The sequence below is a fragment of the Streptomyces graminofaciens genome (genome assembly GCF_030294945.1).
GTDB classification, from domain to species: domain Bacteria; phylum Actinomycetota; class Actinomycetes; order Streptomycetales; family Streptomycetaceae; genus Streptomyces; species Streptomyces graminofaciens.
Map to the genome: position 1 here is coordinate 11,377,542 of NZ_AP018448.1, position 16,346 is coordinate 11,393,887.

The 16,346-nt window shown below is 71.6% G+C and carries 13 protein-coding genes; 5 read left to right on the forward strand and 8 right to left on the reverse strand.

The window, feature by feature from the left end; genetic code table 11:
• Positions 1 to 46 precede the first annotated feature (46 nt).
• Positions 47 to 2,323 carry a hypothetical protein gene (locus SGFS_RS50195; RefSeq protein WP_286259511.1) on the forward strand — a complete coding sequence of 759 codons (2,277 nt, stop codon included), beginning with the start codon at positions 47 to 49 and terminating at the stop codon, positions 2,321 to 2,323.
• Between the two features lie 118 nt (positions 2,324 to 2,441).
• On the opposite strand, the gene SGFS_RS50200 is transcribed toward SGFS_RS50195, so the two are convergent.
• From SGFS_RS50200 to SGFS_RS50225, 6 genes are all read right to left on the reverse strand, one after another.
• The gene (locus SGFS_RS50200; RefSeq protein ID WP_286259512.1) at positions 2,442 to 3,140 is read right to left on the reverse strand and encodes a nucleoside/nucleotide kinase family protein; all 699 of its coding nucleotides are present in this window, start codon (positions 3,138 to 3,140) and stop codon (positions 2,442 to 2,444) included.
• Between the two features lie 17 nt (positions 3,141 to 3,157).
• Positions 3,158 to 4,396 (reverse strand): serine hydrolase domain-containing protein, encoded by a 1,239-nt coding sequence (locus SGFS_RS50205; RefSeq protein WP_286259513.1) that lies wholly within the window; start codon positions 4,394 to 4,396, stop codon positions 3,158 to 3,160.
• Between the two features lie 200 nt (positions 4,397 to 4,596).
• Positions 4,597 to 5,973 (reverse strand): CAP domain-containing protein, encoded by a 1,377-nt coding sequence (locus SGFS_RS50210; protein WP_286259514.1) that lies wholly within the window; start codon positions 5,971 to 5,973, stop codon positions 4,597 to 4,599.
• Between the two features lie 43 nt (positions 5,974 to 6,016).
• On the reverse strand, positions 6,017 to 6,310 hold the full coding sequence (locus SGFS_RS50215) for a YkvA family protein (protein WP_286259515.1): 294 nt from the start codon (positions 6,308 to 6,310) through the stop codon (positions 6,017 to 6,019).
• Between the two features lie 94 nt (positions 6,311 to 6,404).
• The gene (locus tag SGFS_RS50220; protein ID WP_286259516.1) at positions 6,405 to 6,788 is read right to left on the reverse strand and encodes a hypothetical protein; all 384 of its coding nucleotides are present in this window, start codon (positions 6,786 to 6,788) and stop codon (positions 6,405 to 6,407) included.
• A 287-nt stretch (positions 6,789 to 7,075) separates the two neighbouring features.
• Positions 7,076 to 7,999 carry a MurR/RpiR family transcriptional regulator gene (locus SGFS_RS50225; protein WP_286259517.1) on the reverse strand — a complete coding sequence of 308 codons (924 nt, stop codon included), beginning with the start codon at positions 7,997 to 7,999 and terminating at the stop codon, positions 7,076 to 7,078.
• Positions 8,000 to 8,170: 171 nt separating this feature from the next.
• Here SGFS_RS50225 and SGFS_RS50230 point away from each other — a divergent pair, with 171 nt between their 5' ends.
• Together SGFS_RS50230 and SGFS_RS50235 are read left to right on the forward strand one after the other, a co-directional pair.
• Positions 8,171 to 8,557 carry a hypothetical protein gene (locus tag SGFS_RS50230; protein WP_286259518.1) on the forward strand — a complete coding sequence of 129 codons (387 nt, stop codon included), beginning with the start codon at positions 8,171 to 8,173 and terminating at the stop codon, positions 8,555 to 8,557.
• Between the two features lie 22 nt (positions 8,558 to 8,579).
• Positions 8,580 to 9,350 (forward strand): DUF1206 domain-containing protein, encoded by a 771-nt coding sequence (locus SGFS_RS50235; RefSeq protein ID WP_286259519.1) that lies wholly within the window; start codon positions 8,580 to 8,582, stop codon positions 9,348 to 9,350.
• Positions 9,351 to 9,369: 19 nt separating this feature from the next.
• On the opposite strand, the gene SGFS_RS50240 is transcribed toward SGFS_RS50235, so the two are convergent.
• On the reverse strand, positions 9,370 to 11,106 hold the full coding sequence (locus SGFS_RS50240; RefSeq protein ID WP_286259521.1) for a cholesterol oxidase substrate-binding domain-containing protein: 1,737 nt from the start codon (positions 11,104 to 11,106) through the stop codon (positions 9,370 to 9,372).
• A 159-nt stretch (positions 11,107 to 11,265) separates the two neighbouring features.
• Between SGFS_RS50240 and SGFS_RS50245 the strand changes: the two genes are divergently transcribed.
• Entirely contained in the window at positions 11,266 to 11,769 is a 504-nt protein-coding gene (locus SGFS_RS50245; protein ID WP_286259522.1) for a DUF6328 family protein, read from the forward strand.
• Positions 11,770 to 11,834: 65 nt separating this feature from the next.
• Positions 11,835 to 15,023, forward strand: a complete 3,189-nt coding sequence (locus SGFS_RS50250; protein WP_286259523.1) for an amidohydrolase family protein — start codon at positions 11,835 to 11,837, stop codon at positions 15,021 to 15,023.
• Positions 15,024 to 15,062: 39 nt separating this feature from the next.
• Here SGFS_RS50250 and SGFS_RS50255 read toward each other — a convergent pair whose 3' ends face one another.
• The gene (locus SGFS_RS50255; RefSeq protein WP_286259525.1) at positions 15,063 to 16,304 is read right to left on the reverse strand and encodes a 4-hydroxybenzoate 3-monooxygenase; all 1,242 of its coding nucleotides are present in this window, start codon (positions 16,302 to 16,304) and stop codon (positions 15,063 to 15,065) included.
• Between the last annotated feature and the right edge of the window lie 42 nt (positions 16,305 to 16,346).

The window sequence follows — 16,346 nt, forward strand, 5'->3', positions numbered from 1 at the left end:
GCGGTATACCAGTCTTCACCTGGGGAGTGAAGCGGGCGGGCGGTGTATGGCAGCGGACGACGCGGTGAGGGACGGCGAGGACGACCCGACGCCATTTCATGTGCACAACACGATGCAGGGCGGGTCCGTCGGCAAGCTCTGGCAGGTCGGAAAACTCTTCCTGAACGCGGTCCCTGGGCGGGCCGCGTTCGCCGTACCGCGGACCGTCACCGTCGAGGAGGCGTTGAAGGACCCCTATGTGCTGGGCGTGCACCAGTCCATCAAGGCGGAGGGAGGATTGCCCGCCTACGTCGCCCGAGCACACGACCGTGAACTCGTCGGCCGCCTGAGCGTGTCTCCGGAGTCCAACGTGATGGCTGTACTCGTTGGGAAGTCGTGCACCGGCAAGTCGCGAGCGGCCTTCGAGGCGGTGCGCAAGTGCTTCCCGGACTGGCAGCTCGTCGCCCCGCCGGGCGCGGAGAGCCTGGTGGCGCTGCTGGACCATGGCTCGATCGAACCGAGGACGGTCATCTGGCTGGACGACCTGCGCCTCCGTCTGCGCGGCGAGGCGGGCGAACGGGCCGCGGAGAAGCTGCGGTTGCTGTTGCAGCGGCCGGGACCCGTCGCCGTCATCGGCGCGATGTGGCCCGAGTTCTGGCACGGGATACGCTCTCCGGCCCCTGGGAGCGACGAGGACAGGCGCGGGCAGGCACGGGCGCTGCTCAACCTTGCGGCACCGGCGATCTATGTGGCGGAGGCATTCAACAGCGGGGAACTGGACGAGGCGGAGCGCCTGGCCGCCGAGTCGCCGCCTCTCGCCGCAGCGCTCGAAACACGCTCCGCCACCGGTCGGCTCACGCAGAGCCTTGCCGCAGGTCCGGAGCTCGTCACCCGCTATCACATTGCCGATTCCGGCGCGCGAGCGGTGATGACTGCGGCTTTGGAAGCGTGGCGGCTGGGCTGGACCGCGCCTGTACCGCGCGGCATGCTGCGCGCCGCCGCCGAAGCCTATGCGTCGGACGACGAGTCGCTGCCGGAGACATGGTTCGAGGCGGGGCTCGCGTATGCCACCGAGATGGTGATGGATGCTGTGGCTCCCCTCACCCTGGTGCGGGTCAGGCCCGACGGCAAAGAGACGGACGGCTTTCTCGTGGCTGATTTCCTCGCACAGGAGATCGTGCCGGTGATGCCCGCTTGTCGGGGTCCGAAGGCGCTGTGGGAGGCCGCCCTCGCCTACACGCCTTACGCGGATTCGGCCTCGCTGCACCAACTGGCGTCCACCGCCATGCAGCGGGGCCTGTATCGCTACGGGGCTCGTCTGTATGGGGCAGCTGCGGTGCGCGGGAACGCCCTGGCCACGTTCAGCGCGTTCTTCCTGCTGTACGACATCGGCGAGGACCAAGCGCGCTGGACGAGTCCGCGAGGCAGGTGGCTTCTACGTGCGCTCGGGGGTGCCGCCGTCCTTGCGTACGGTGTTTTCCTCGCACTGGTTTTCCGGACGAGTGACAGCGTCATAGGGGCTGCCGTGTTCATGATGATCATGGTGGTTGTCCCGGGCGGAAAATGGTTGAGAGGGCGCAGGGCCAGGCGCGTAGCAATGGAGGAAATGCATCGGGATACGGAGAAGGCCCACGTGGCTGAGCTGGTCGCGAAGATGGAGGACGGAGACGTGGCAGCCACCTTGGCGATGGCGGCCCGCAGCGGCGAGCGCGGTGACTTCGAGTTCGCCATCCGATGTCTGCGGAGACTTTGGCGAGAGGACCTCCGCGATCAGCCGGATGAGGACCCGCTCAGGCCACGCTCCACCTGGTACGTCACGCTGGCCGAGTGGCTGACGGTCGTCGGCGAGCACGCCGAGGCCGAACGCCTGTTGCGATCGGCACTGGATCCCGGATTCCCTCGTATCGCCGAGGACGTGACCGTGTTCCGCGCTCACTGTACGGCCGTGCTGGTGCGCGTCTGCGGGGAGCAGGGCCGCGTCGATGACATGACCGATCTCTACGAGAGCGCTGTGCGCGTGGAGTCCTGGGAATGGGCGCGGTTTCTGGCAGCCGTCGTCACTGAGCTGAGTGTGGAACCGCCGCCCTCCTCTCCAGGAGACGAGGAGGCCAGGCTTAGGGCCGCATGTGCCCGGGGGACCTGGCTGTCGATGCAGAAGCTGATGCACCACCTGAGGAAGACCGGCTCGCGCGAGGAACTGGACCGCGTACGACGGTTCGGACTGGAGCCGGATGGGACGACGGCGGCGCCCTGGGGGCAAAGCGTACTGTCGAAGAGGGAGGCGGCGGCGGTCTCCCGGTTCAAGCAGCAGCAGAGGACCCCGCCCCGCGTTGGACGGCAGTGACGACAGCCCAGAACGGCAACCCGCCCCTGCCGTGCCGCCGCACCCAGCACCTCGAAAACCGTGATGCCCAAGCCCATGCGCGCTGCTCAGGCGGGCGCCCGCCACCGGTTCCCCGGAATTACTGCGCCCCCGTGTCGTCCCCCGGCATCACCGACTCCGCCACCACCAAGTCCGCCCGCCCCCGGCTCGCCGCCACCAGCTCGGCGTTGCGCTGATCAGTCCGCATCACCCACTCCACCGCCTCCTCATGCCCCTTGCCGAACTCCTCGTGCCGGGCGACCAGGCGTCGTACGCGCTCCGTCTCGTCCAGCTCGCAGAACCAGACCTCGTCGAGGTGAGGGCGGACGCGGGACCATGCCCCGTCCTCCAGCAGCAGATAGTTCCCCTCCGTCACCACCAGGCGGGCCGTCGGCGGTACCGGGACGGCGCCGGCGATCGGCTGCTCCAGGGTGCGCTCGAAGCCCGGCGCGTAGACGATGCCGTCCTCGTCGCCGCGCAGCCGCTGCAACAGGGCCGCGTATCCCGCCGCGTCGAACGTGTCGGGGGCGCCCTTGCGGTGCAGACGGCCCAGCCGGGTCAGTTCGACGTCGGCCAGGTGGAAGCCGTCCATCGGGACATGGGCGACCCACGGTTCCCCGTCGCCGTTGAGCGCCCGCACCAGGTGCTCGGCCAGGGTGGACTTGCCCGCCCCGGGACTGCCGGTGATGCCGAGCAGCGCGCGGTGGCCGGGGCGGACGAGCGAGGCGGCCCGGTCCAGGAGGGCGTCGAACGTCGTCGCCGAGGGCGCGCGCCGCTCGCTGTGTGCACCGTGGTTCATGCCGAGACGGTAGTACGTCAGTCCAGAGCGCCGTCGGGCAAGGTGGCGTAGTAATCGAGCGAGGCCGGCGTGCCGCGCACCGCCGTGGCGCTCTTGCCGCAGAACGTGGCCTCCAGGGTGCGGTTCACCGTGGCGTACACGGGACTGTTGTTGGAGGTGTTGGCGAACGCCGTGACACTGCGCTTGCCGCTCTTCGACGTGAACGCCCAGGTGTAGTAGCCCTGCACGGTGCCCGTGTGGCCGTACACCGAGACCCCGCACGAAAGGTCACGGCGGCGCAGCCCGAGGCCGTACGCCTGGGTGCTGCTGACCGGTGTCCATGTCGTCATCTGCTTCAGCCGGGCGGCGGACATGAGCTCGCCCTGCATCAGAGCGGTCATGAACCTGTTGAGGTCCTTGGAGTTGGAGATCAGCGCGCCCGCGCTCTGCGCCCAGGAAACCGTCTGCTTCGTCGAGTCGATCTTCTTGCCCGCCGAGTCGGCCGTGAGATAGCCGCGGCTGTACGTCCCCGGGATGCTCGTCGCGGGATGGACGTAGAACGTGTTCGTCAGGTTCAGCGGCTTGATGATGCGGTCCTGGTACGCCGTCACCACCGACTTCCCGGTGATCTTCTTGATGAGCATGCCCGCCACGATGTAGTTCGTGTTCGAGTACGAGTGCGCCGCCCCGGGGGCGTTGGTACGCGCCTCGGCGAGCGACATGTCCATCAGCCGGCGGAAGGTGAAGACCTTGTTGCGGGCCGACTCGAAGCCCGAGACGGTGCTTGCGAAGAGCGTGTCGGTGTAGTCGTACAGGCCGCTGCGGTGGTTGAGGATGTGGCGCACGGTGATCCGGTTGTCGGGCAGCAGCCCCGGGAGGTAGCTGTTCACCGATGTGTCGAGCTTGAGTCTGCCCTCGTCGACCAGTTGCAGCAGGACCACCGCCGAGAAGGTCTTGGTGATGCTGCCGATACGGATGCGGTCGCCCGTGCCGATGGCCCGGCCGGTCGCGCGGTCGGCGACGCCCTCCGCGATATGGCTGACCGTGCCGTTGTCGTCGATCCGCGCGAACGCGCCCGGCGCGCCCTGGGAGCGCGCCGTCTTCAGCAGTGAGCGGACCTCCTCCTTGTCCGGCGCCGCGAGGGCATCGGCATCCGGGGCCGCCACAGCCCCGTTCGCGGTGCCGGCCGGGGCGGCGGCGTGGGCCGGGACCGCGAGGAGGGACAACACGACCGCGGCCGACGCCACCGCGCTCGTGGCCGGCGTTCTCGAAACCATCAGCTTCTTCTCCCGTTTCCGTCCGCCGGCGCGAAAGCCGCGGCGCACACCGCGGACGCTGGTCGGGCGGCGACGTGACCTGTACGCGTCGCAGGCACCGGCACGGTGCATTGGAGTCGAGTGATCACTTGGAGTCAAGTAGCCCGGTGGTCGGGCGAGTTCGCTCCGCCGACGGGGCAGGGGGCGGCCTTCGGCCGTTGTCAACCGCCGAACAGCTGAGTCCAGTACGTGCCCGCCGCGCCGCCCCCGACGAAACCGACACCCAGATGGGTGAAGCCGGGTTTGAGGATGTTGGCGCGATGGCCGGGGCTGTCCATCCAGCCGCGCACCACCTCGGCGGGGGAACGCTGCCCGCAGGCGATGTTCTCCCCGATGGACCGCATGCGTGAGCCCGCGGCGGCGGCCCGGTCCCACGGCTCCCCGCCCTCGGGAGAGGTGTGCGCGTAGAAGGCGCGCGCCACCATGTCGGCGCTGTGCCCCTGAGCCGCGTCCGTGAGCAGCCGGTCGGGGGAGAGCGGCCGCAGTCCGGCGGCCGTCCGCTCGGCGTTGGTGAGGGCGAGGACCTCCGCCGCCGTGCGCTCCAGCCCCGCCGGAGTGAAGGGGCGTGCCCACAGCGCCGTCCAGAACACCGTCCCCGAGCGCTGGTCGGTCACCTGCGCCACGCCCGCCTCACTGAACGCGGGCTCGCGGAGCGTGCGCCTGGACTGCTCGTCGGACAGGCAGTAGTCGACGAACTCGGCCGGGGTGCGCGGGCCGGAGACCAGATGCTCGCCGACCGTCAGATACGCGTAGCCGCCGGCGGTGATCCGTTGGAAGACGGAGACGCCGTCCGGGCCCTCGGACGCCAGTCGCCCCTGCCCGGCCATGGCGGAGGCATGGGCCCGGGCCGCCGCGGAGAGCCGTGTGTTCAGGGTGACGGGCGGGGAGCCGGCAAAGACGCGTGCGGAGTTGACCAGCCCCAGAACGCCGTCGGGTGCCGGTGAACGGTCGTACGGGGTGGATGTCGCGGCGCGGGCCGGCGGGGGCTGGTCGCGCCCACGCGGCGGAGCCGCACATGTCGCAGCCCCGCGCCCCTTGGAGGGCGCGGGTGCGGATACGTCCTCGGCCACATCCACCCCGAAGTCGCGCGCCACCCCCGCCAGCCCGTCCGCATACCCCTGCCCCAGCGCCCGTACCTTCCACTCGGGCCCGCGGCGGTAGAGCTCGGCGAGCAGCAGCACCGTCTCCCGCTGCGGACGCGGCGGGGTGAACCGGGCCACGATCCGGCCGCCCGTCCCCGTGACGTGCAAGGTGGGCGCGGGCAACCGCCCGAGCGGTGTACCGGGGTCGGCGGGGCTGATCACCACCGTGACGCGGCTCGCCCCGGGGCGTAGCGCCGAGGGGTCCACGGTCAGGGTGTCGCCGGACAGACGGGTGCCGGGAGCGGCCGGTTGGTTGTAGAAGACGAAGTCGGCGTCGCCGCGCACCTTCCCGCTGTCGTCGGTGATGAGCGCGGACACATCGAAGGGGCCCGGCACCCGGATCGTCAGGGTGCCTCCAGGCAGGGGGAGATTGCCCCCGGGTACCAGCTCGCTCATCGGTGCCGTCCGTCGCCGCAGTGACCGTCAGCCCGACAACGTCTCACTCCCGCAGGGCGGTTCCCGCCTCCTCGGCCCGGCCCGCACGCATCGACCTCAGCGCGAGCAGCAGGACCCCGATGTCGTCGAGGTACACCGGATCGGGCACGAGGTCGGTCGGCAGGACGAGATAGAGGACGGCGCCCCAGAAAACCCACTTGGGGCCGGTCGGCAGCCCCGCCCGCTGAAGATCACGACGGGTGCGTACCAGCCGCAGCAGTAGTCGGACGGCGACCACGAGGACGGAGACCGCGACCACCACGATGACGACGAGCACACCCCAAGTCCAGGAATCCATCGCTCCCGCTCCCGCCCCTCGCTCTCGCCGAAAATCCGTGTCTCTTCAACGTACGGCCCTTTTCGACGTACGACAGGACCTTCGCCCGGCGGCGTCAGTGCGAGGCGCGGGCGAGGTTGTTCTCGACGAGGGCCTGGCTGACGGCCCTGATGCTGCGGGCTATGTGGCTCAGCTGCATGACCTCGGCGGCGTACATCTTGATCGTGTGCTCGATGACCGACTCGGACATCCCGAGCGCGGGCAGCTCGGCGCGTGCCGTCTGCAGGGCGGTGCGGGCGACCCTGATCTCCTGCTGGACCTGGATCTGGGCGTGCCGGGCGAGCAGCACGGGGTGGCGCATCAGCGCCGGGTAGCTGCCGTAACGGGCCGGCACCAGCTCCCGCAGCCACTTGGCCGCGGACCGCTCCCAGTCGTAGCTGCCGGGTGTCTTGACCTGACACGGCCAGTCAGTACGGATCGGTGCTGTGGTGAGGGCCATGTTCAACGCTCCGGTCTTGCATCGACGCCAAAGGGTGTGAGGTGTCTGGGCGGCCCCGGTCTAGGGGATGGCCGGGGCCGCCGACCCGGGGCGCCGTGGCGGGTAGGAGCGGACGGTCCCGGGCGGACGTCGTGACCCGGAGTCCCGCCGGATCACGATCCGCGAGCAGTATTTATATATACCGATGAGTTTGCAAGGAAATGAAAAAATTCATGCCGGGAAAGTTGTGAATACTCCCGTGCTGTCCGGGGTGGGAGGGAACGGGAGGGTGGGGGGAGGGGACGGGATCAGTCCTTGAGGAAGAACTGCTGCTGTTCGGAGACCTGCTCATAGGACTCCAGCCGGGCCTGGGTCCGCTCCGGATCGGCGTCGGTCATGGCCTGGAGCAGCGCGGAGGACAGCACCACGGGGGCCGCGTAGGAGTCGAAGACGAGCCGGGAGCCGGTGCCGGTGGCGAAGACGGCGTCGGCCTCGTCCGCCAGCGGGCCGAGCCCAAGGTCGGTCACCAGGGCCACCTTCAGCCCCGCGCCGTGCGCGACCCGCAGCGCGGTGAGCGTCTCCTGCGCGTGTCGGGGCATGGAGAACGCCAGCACCCAGGTGCCGCCCGCCTCCCGTGACTGCAGCAGCGTGTCGTAGGCGACGCTGCCTCCCTTGGTCACCAGCCGTACGTCGGGGTGGATACGGCGGGCGGCGTAGGCGAAGTACTCGGCGAGCGAGCCGGAGATGCGCAGCCCCAGGACCGTCAGCGGGGTCGAGCGGGACAGGGCGCGGCCGACCTCGATGATCTGGTCCGGGTCGGCGAAGTCGCGCCGCAGGTTCTCCAGGTTCTCGATCTCGGCGTCCACGGCCGACTGGAGTTCGTTGCTGCGGTGCTGCGCGACCGTGCCCGGGGTGCTGCCCAGGCCGGCGAGCGCGATCGACTGGAGCCGCTCGCGGAGCGCGGGGTAGCCGCTGAAGCCGACGGCCCCGGCGAACCGGGTCACCGAGGGCTGGCTCACCCCGACGCGCTCGGCGAGATCCGTGATCGACAGGAACGCGGCCTCGGTGATGTGCTCGATCAGATACTGCGCGATGCGTCGCTGCCCGGGGGAGAGGCGGGGTTTGTCGAACAACTCCCTGAGCCGGGACGTGGGCGCCTGCTCGGTCTCCGGGGCGGTCCGCCCGGACGTGATCGCCGATGCCTGGGCGCGGGCCTGCTGCGGCGATGGCACCCGTGTGTCTCCTTCGTCTCCCACGAGCACTCAACATAGCCGACGGCCCGGGCGGGTCAGCGAGAGTGCGGCCCCACCCGGGGCCGGCCGGCTCCCACGACCTGCGCGGACCGGGTTTCGGCCACACCATGGGGGTACCCGGACCCTGCCGTCCACACGAGGGAGGACGTCGTGACCCTGCCCCGGCTGCCCGTGTCCCAGGTCGAGGTCGTGCTCGGCGACTGTGCGGTCGAGGACGCCGAGCGCGTCTTCGCGGCTCTGTGCACCCATTTCGACTCGGACCGCCGCACCGACGACCCGCCGCACGACGTTTCCCGCGACCGCCCCACCGCCTGGTCCGGCACCTTCGACACCTCGGCCGCGTCCCCCGAGGCCGAGGTCCACCCCGGTCCGCTGTCGGCCCCGGTCACGGTCGACGCCCAGGGCAGTCCCCGCGCGGTACGGCTGCTGCGCGAGGTCCTGGAGGACAACTTCACCGTGCACGAGGTGGGCGTGGACGCGGGCGACCAGGAGGTCGAACTCCAGCTGAAGGTGGAGGGGGCGCGGCGTTCCCGCTGAGGTGGCGGAGGCGACGGGAGCCATGACCGCGGGGGCGGCGCGGGCGGGCCTCGCCGCACGTGGCGTGATCTACGCCCTGGTCGGTGCGCTGGCCCTGCGGATCGCCTCCGGCGACGGCTCGCGTCAGGCGGACCGGCAGGGGGCGCTCGAAGAGATCTCGGCGAGACCGATGGGCGCCGTTCTGCTGTGGTCCCTGGCCATCGGCCTCGTGGGCATGGCCCTGTGGCGGCTGTCGGAGGCACTCTTCGGCGCGGCGGGCCCGGACGGCCGTACCTGGCGCAGGAGGCTGTCCGCAGCCGCACGCTGTGTCTTCTACACCTTCGTCGCCCACTCGGTGTCGGCCTTCGCGGCCGACGCCGGGCGCGGAGCCTCCAGCGACGAGCAGTCCCGGGACGTGACGGCCAGGGCTCTCGAACTGCCCGGCGGACAGTGGCTCGTGGCCGCGGCGGGGATCGGCGTGGCGCTCGGGGGCGTGTGGGTCGGCGTCCGGGCCGGGACACGCTCGTACCGCGAGCACCTTCGGCTCGGTGGGATGTCCCGCTGGGAACGCCGGGCCGTCGACGTGGCCGGTGTGACCGGCGGGATCGCGCGCGGCGCGGTGTTCACTGTGGCGGGCGCCTTCCTCGTCCGGGCCGCGGTCGACTACCAGCCCGACAAGGCCAAGGGCCTGGACGACACCCTCCGCTCCTTCGCCGACGCCCCACTCGGCCGACTGCTCCTGGCGTGCGTCGCGGCCGGCCTGGTGCTGTTCGGACTGTTCTCCTTCGCCGAGGCGCGATGGCGCGAGGTGTGAACCCGGTGTGCAACAGGCCCTAGGAGAACAGCCGGTCCAGGAACACGTTCCCGTACACCCGATGCGGATCGAGGCGGTCCAGGATCTCCGTCGCCCCGTCCCACCCGGGCCCCTCGCCGTCGTCGAACGAGGCGGGGACGACGGAGCCCACCACCTCCTCGTCGCTCCAGGCGGCCTCGGCGGTGTAGCCCCAGCCCTTCGACCACTCGACGCGGACGAGGGCGTGGCCGCCGTCGTACGTCGTCAGCATGAACTGCTCCAGCTCCCGGAAGAACGCCTCGGCGTCGGGCGTCCCCGGCAGCGTCAGCACGTCGAACCACACGGCGGTGTCCCACTCCGGGTGGTCGGCGCGCGGCCGCAGCGCCGACAGCAGCGGGGCGCGCGCCCCGGCCGTACCGACGTCCGCCGGGTCGTCGAGGCCGGTCGCCCGGATCTCCACCGAGCCGTTCACGGGGAAGCTCTCCCGGGCCGCGTACACGGTGAGCCGCTCGCGGTAGAAGTCGGTGAACTCGGCCACCACGCGCTGCACTTGGTCCCGCGAGGTGTGCACGGCGTACCCGTTGGCCGTCACCCGCAGCGTCGTCGGCTTCAGATACAGCAGCGTGTTCTTCGACGGCCCCCAGATGTCCGCCGACAGCGTGGTCACCAGCCCGAGCGAGGCCGTGGTGAGTTGTGTGTTGCCCAGCACCGGCGCCAGATACCAGGCGCCGTCCGACACGATCCGCCCGACGAGGTCCGCCACGGGCGTCGGCACGTTGTCGGAGAAGGGGTAGTTGTACGGCGAGGTCACGCGCCGCGAGGTGAGCGGGCGGGTCGGAGCCACGCTCCACACCTTCAGCCAGGGGAACTCGGTGAACGCGAACCAGATCACCTCGACCCGACCCGCCTTGTCCAAGAAGCTCGCGAACGTACGCCCCTCGTCGTCACCGTCGCCCGGCGCCGCCAGCAGTTCCCCGGCGGAGATGTCGGTCCGGCTGACGCACCGCAGGTTGCTGTCGGCGCCCACCCGCAGCACGACCTCGGTGACCAGGGTGCGCCCCAGGTGGGTGAGGAGCGCGGCGCAGTCCGCCTCGTCGCGCGTGAACGTCCGCAGCACATGGGCCTCGCGGTCCGCGTCCCAGACCACCGCCGTCAACGACAGCACCAGATTGCTGAGCGAGCCGTACGTGTGACCCGGCGGCAGCGTCTCCCCGTCGGCCGGTACGGCCGTGCCGTGGGCGTCGACGGCCAGGGCACCGCCGACCGTGAGATCGCCGGGAGCGGGGCAGGCCGTCACACCGAGACCGTGGTCCTCCAGGAAGGTGAGCAGCGCCTCCATCGAGACACCGGCGCCCACCCGCACCGCGGCCGGGTCGGCGGACTCCAGAGCCAGACCGGTGAGGTGCGTCGCCGCGTCGACGAGCAGCACGGGCGCGCCGGACTCGGTGCCGGCGGGTATCGTCAGCGGCGACCAGCCGTGCGAAAGCCCTCGCGGACGCACCGTCCAGCCCTGCCGCCAGGCCCAGTCGACCACCGCGACCACCTGGTCGGCGTCGGCGGGCGCACAGGCCCAGAGCCCGTCGGCTGTGATCTCCCCGACCCAGTTGCGGTACGCCGACCGGTACAGGTCGACGCCCTCCGGGAAACCGGGCAGCTCGGCCGCGGCGGCCCGGTCCTGGAGGACGAACTGCGGCGCGACGGCCAGCGAGGCTGCGCTCAGCAGGAATCCCCGGCGCGACCAGGGCGCACCCTCTGTGTTCGCAGAAGAAGAGGTCATCCTTCCGACGCTAGGCGGTCGCGTACAGAAAGAGCAGTTGTGTCAACCGGATTCACTCGTGTGAGTGAAGTGGCAGATGTGTGTGCTGCGTGGTCCCATCCACCGCGCCGTCCGGGGAAGGAGACAGGGCAGGGACATCGACCGAACCTGGAGGACACCGTGTCGCAGTGGAACGAGAGCGGGGACCGGGACCGGGGCCGGGGCCGTGACGAGACCGAGGACGAGCGCGCCGACCGGCGGTGGAGCGAGCTGATCCAGGAGGTACGGGTCGCCCAGACCGGTGTGCAGATCCTCTTCGGATTTCTGCTCACCGTCGTGTTCACCCCCCGCTACGAGCAGTTGCCGCAGACCGAGAGGAACATCTACATCGTCACGGTCGTCCTCGGCGCCGCCGCGACCGGCGCCCTCATCGGGCCCGTCTCCTTCCACCGGATCGTCTCCGGCCGCCGTATCAAGTCGGCGGCCGTGCGCTGGGCCGCCCGGCTGACCTTCACCGGCCTGATCCTGCTGCTGGCGACCATGACGGCGGCACTGCTGCTGATCCTGCGGGTGGCGACCCACGACGCGTATGTGCCCTGGCTGGTGGCGTGCGTCGTGCTCTGGTACCTGCTGTGCTGGTTCGCGCTGCCCGCGTGGATCCGACACCGGCACACCGACGAATGAGACACCCCGGTGGCGCGAATGACGCTGTTGCCGGTGGGCCTCGTGGTGCGCCAGCGTGAGGGGGCATGGACCGTGACCACACCCACCCCTCGCTCGCCATGACCCGCCGTCAACTCCTCGCAGCGACCGGGGCGGTGGCGGTCATCGGAGCCACCACCGCGGCCGTCGCCGGCGCCCGGCCCCGTACCGACGGCCTCTCCCTGTCCTTCACCCGGGCCACCAACGGCGCGGCGACCCTCGCACCGGCCGGCGACACACTGATCGCGGAGGTCCAGAGCACCCTGTGGTCCCTGCCGCGCACCGGCGGCACAGCGGTCCCCCTCACCCCGGCCGACCTCGAACCCAACCGGCCCACCCACGCCCCGGACGGCACCCTCGTCGCGTTCTGCGCCTACCGGGACGGCGGCTTCCATCTGTGGACGGTTCGCCCCGACGGCTCCGGGCTGCGACAGCGCACCGACGGCCCCTGGGACGACCGGGGACCGGCCTGGTCGCCCGACGGCACCCGCCTCGCCTTCGCCTCCGAACGCGGGGGCGACCCGGTGACGGGTAGTCCGTACCGCATTCACGTCCTGGACCTGCGCACCGGCGACCTCACCCGTCTCACCGGCCGCCCCGGCCAGGACGGCCCCCTCCAGGACGGCCCGTGGGAGGACTTCGACCCCACCTGGTCACCGGACGGCGATAGTTTGCTGTTCGTCCGCGCAAAGGTCACGACTACGGCCACCGGCCCCGTCCTGGAGGCCAGGACCGTGGCCGCCGTTCCCTCCGACGGCGACGGCCCGGTCACGGTCCGGCACACCGAGACGGCGGCCGCGCAGATCATGACCCCCGCCCTCGCCCCCGACGGCCGTCGCCTCGCGTATCTGCGCACCACGGCCTCACCGAACGGCTCCTGCGCCCTCGTCGTCGACGGCGAGCCCGTCCCCGTCACCGGAGACATCGCCCCGGTGCCCCCGCGCTGGTCGGCGGCGGGCGAACTGCTCCTCACGCTGGACGGCCGGTTCACGCTCGTGCGACCCGAGGAACCCGCCCGGCCGGAGACCGTCCCCTTCGAGGGCACGCTCCCCGTGGACCGGCCGCGCTACCGGGTCAAGAAGTACGACCTCGGCCAGGCCCGTGTCCGCCCGGTGCGCGGCGTCCATCTGCCCGCGCTGTCGCCCGACGGTCGGAAGATCGCCTTCGCCGCACTCAACTCGCTCTGGCTGGCCGGGACTTCGGGCGGCGGACGACCCGAGCGGCTGCGCGAGTCGCCGCCCACCCGCTATCTGCTGGGCCCGTCCTGGGCACGCGACGGACGGTCCCTCGTCTACGCCGACGACCGCGACGGCCTCCTCGGCGTCCACCGCCACGATCTCGCCACCGGCGAGGAGACCACGCTCGCGACCGGCGGCCGCGTCCACCCCGCGCTCTCGCCCGACGGACAGCGCCTCGCCTGCCTGGACATGACCGGACGGCTCGTCGTCCGGGACCTGGGCACGGGCGAGGAACACATCCTCGTCACCCCGCTGAACGGCGGCGGACTGCCCGGCCGGCCGAGCTGGTCGCCCGACGGCCGCCACCTCGCCCTGTGCGATCGCAACCGCCTGGCCGCCCGCTTCCGGGAGGGCTACAACCTGATCCGGGTCGTCGACACCACGACCGGCGCCGACCGGCTGCACGCTGTCGCTCGCCACACCTCCATCGCCGACCGGTACGACTCCGGGCCCGTCTGGTCGCCCGACGGCCGCTGGATGGCGGTGATCGTCGAGTCCGCGCTGTGCCTGCTGCCCGTCGACGCCGACGGCACCCCGCGCGGCGCACTGCGCACCCTCACCACCGAACCCGCCGACAACCCCACCTGGTCCGGCGACTCCAAGACCCTGCTGTACCTCTCCGGCACCCGGCTGCGCCTCATCGACATCGACGGCGGCCGGGCCAGAACCGTCCGCGTCCCGCTGGACCGCACCCGGCCCACACCCGCCGACACCGTCGTCCACGCCGGACGACTGTGGGACGGCACCGGCGATACCGTCCGCGACGACGTCGACATCGTCGTACGCGACGGCCGCATCACCTCCGTTGAACCCCACCGGAGCACCCGCCGGCCCGCCCACCGCCGCATCGACGCCTCCACGCACACCGTGCTCCCCGGCCTGTGGGACACCCACACCCACCCCTGGCAGTACACCTACGGCGGCCGGCAGACCACCGGCCAGCTCACCTACGGCATCACCACCGCCGTCTCCCTCGGCGGCTTCGCCCACGAACAGGCCCGCATCCGGGAGGCGGTCCTCGCCGGAGCCCTCGCAGGACCCCGCCTGCTCACCACCGGCGAACTCCTCGACGGCGCCCGCGTCGCGTACAGCATGGGCCGCGCCCACCGCACGAAAGCGGGACTGCGGCGCTCACTGGAGCGGGGCGCGGCACTCGACTGGGACTTCGTCAAGACGTACGTACGGGCGCCGGGCTGGGTGATGAGCGAGGCCGCGCGCTTCGCACACGACCGGCTCGGCGTACGCACCGGAGGCCACCTCCTCTCACCCGGGGTGCAGCTCGGGCAGGACCTGACGACCCATCTGCAGGCCACCCAGCGCGCCGAGTTCGGGCACGCCATCACCGCCGCCGGGCGCGCCCACCAGGACGTGGTGGAGACCTACAGCGCCCAGGGCGTCGGCTTCTCCCTCATCGCCACGCCGTTCACCGCCGCGCCCCTCGTCGGCGCGTACCCGTCCCTCGCCGACGACCCGCGCGTCACCGTCGTCATGCCGCCGTGGGACTCCGCCTCCGTACGCCAGTCCGCAGGCGTCCCGCCGACGGCCGCCCAGCTCGCCGCGCTGCGCACGGAGACCGACATCTACCGGCGGATCCTCGCGGCGGGCGGCATCGTCGCCCTCGGCACCGACCAGCCCCTCGTCGCCGTCGGACTCTCCCTCCACCTCGCCCTGCGCGCCCTGCACGACGGCGGGCTGACCCCCGCCGAGACCCTGCGCACCGCGACCGTGATGCCGGCCCGGCTCTTCGGCCTCGACGCCGACCTCGGCACGGTCGAGCAGGGCAAGCTCGCCGACCTGACCGTCGTCGACGGCGACCCCTTCACGGACTTCGCCACCCTGGTCCGCACGACCTCGGTCCTCGTCGGCGGAGTCCCGCACACCACCGAGGAGTTGGTCACGGCGTACGAGCCGACGGTGCGACGGACGAAGGCCGTAGAGGAGGACTGGCTGGAGGTGGGGCGGCTGATGCGCATGGACGGGTGCTGCGACGCCCACTGAGGGACCGCCGCGCGGCAGACGGGAATTCGAGGGCAGACCCTAGTGGTCGGTGTCCTTGCCGATGAACAGCTGCGCGAACGTCGACGCGGCGGCGGGCGAGCCCAGGATCCGGCGCAGCCGGGCACTCGCCGCCCCCGCCCGGAACGGGTCGCCGGACGACGGGCCGTGCAGCAGTTCCGCCAGCCACTGGGAGAACTCCTGGTAGTGCCAGACCCGGCGCAGACAGGCCGCCGAGTAGCCGCGCAGACCGCTGTCGTCGCCCTGGCCGAGGTACGCGACCAACGCGTCCGCGAGGAGGAGGGCGCCGTGCAGGGCGAGGTTCATGCCCTTCGCGGCGATCGGCGCCACCAAATGCGCGGCGTCGCCCGCCAGATACAGCCGCCCGTACGCCATCGGCTCGGTGACGTAGTTGTGCATGTCGAGGACCCGCTTCTCGACCAGGCGGCCCTCGGTGAGCGGCCGGGTGCCGGGCACCGTGAGACGCGCGTGCAGCTCGGACCAGACCCGCTCGTCCGGCCAGTTCGCCGGATCGTCGCCGGCCGGGACCTCCAGGTAGTAGCGGGTGACTTCCGGGCTGCGCGCCATGTGGCCGGCGAAGCCGCGCGGATGCACACCGAGGACGACGCAGTCGGACGACGGAGGGGCCTCGGCCAGCAGCGCCAGCCAGCCCACGCCGTGGTCGTGGCGGGCGACGGTGGCGTGCTCGGCCGGGACGGCGGTGCGGGTGACGCCGCGCGCGCCGTCGCAGCCCGCGACGAACTCGCAGTGCAGGAGCCGCCGTTCACCGGTTTCCGGGTCCGTGTACGAGACGGCGGGCCGCTCGCCGTCGAGGTCGTGCAGCTCCACATCGCGTACGCCGAACCGGATGTCGCCGCCCCGGACGTCCGCGTACTCCCGCACCAGGTCCGTCACGAGGAGGGGCTGCGGATACACGAAGTGGTGGTGCCCGGTGATGTCCGTGTACGGGAAGCGCTGCCGCTCGCCGTCGAAGCGGAACTCGAACTCGGTGTGCACCGGCGCCCGTTCCGCGATGCCGGCGGCCAGCCCGCGCCGCTCCAGCGCCCTTACCGCCCACTCCTCCAGGAACCCCGCCCTCGGCCGCTGCTCGATGAACGCCCGGCTCTCGCTCTCCAGCACCACACAGTCCACGGCGGCGGCCCGCAGGATGTTGCCGACGGTCAGACCGGCGGGGCCGGCACCGACGATGACGACGGGGACGCGCTCGACCGGTACGGGGAAGGAAGGCGCGGGGGAGGAAGACGCGGGGGTGGGGGAGGTCATCCGAGCATTATGCAGGGCGGGTGGGGGACGCCTGCCGGCTCA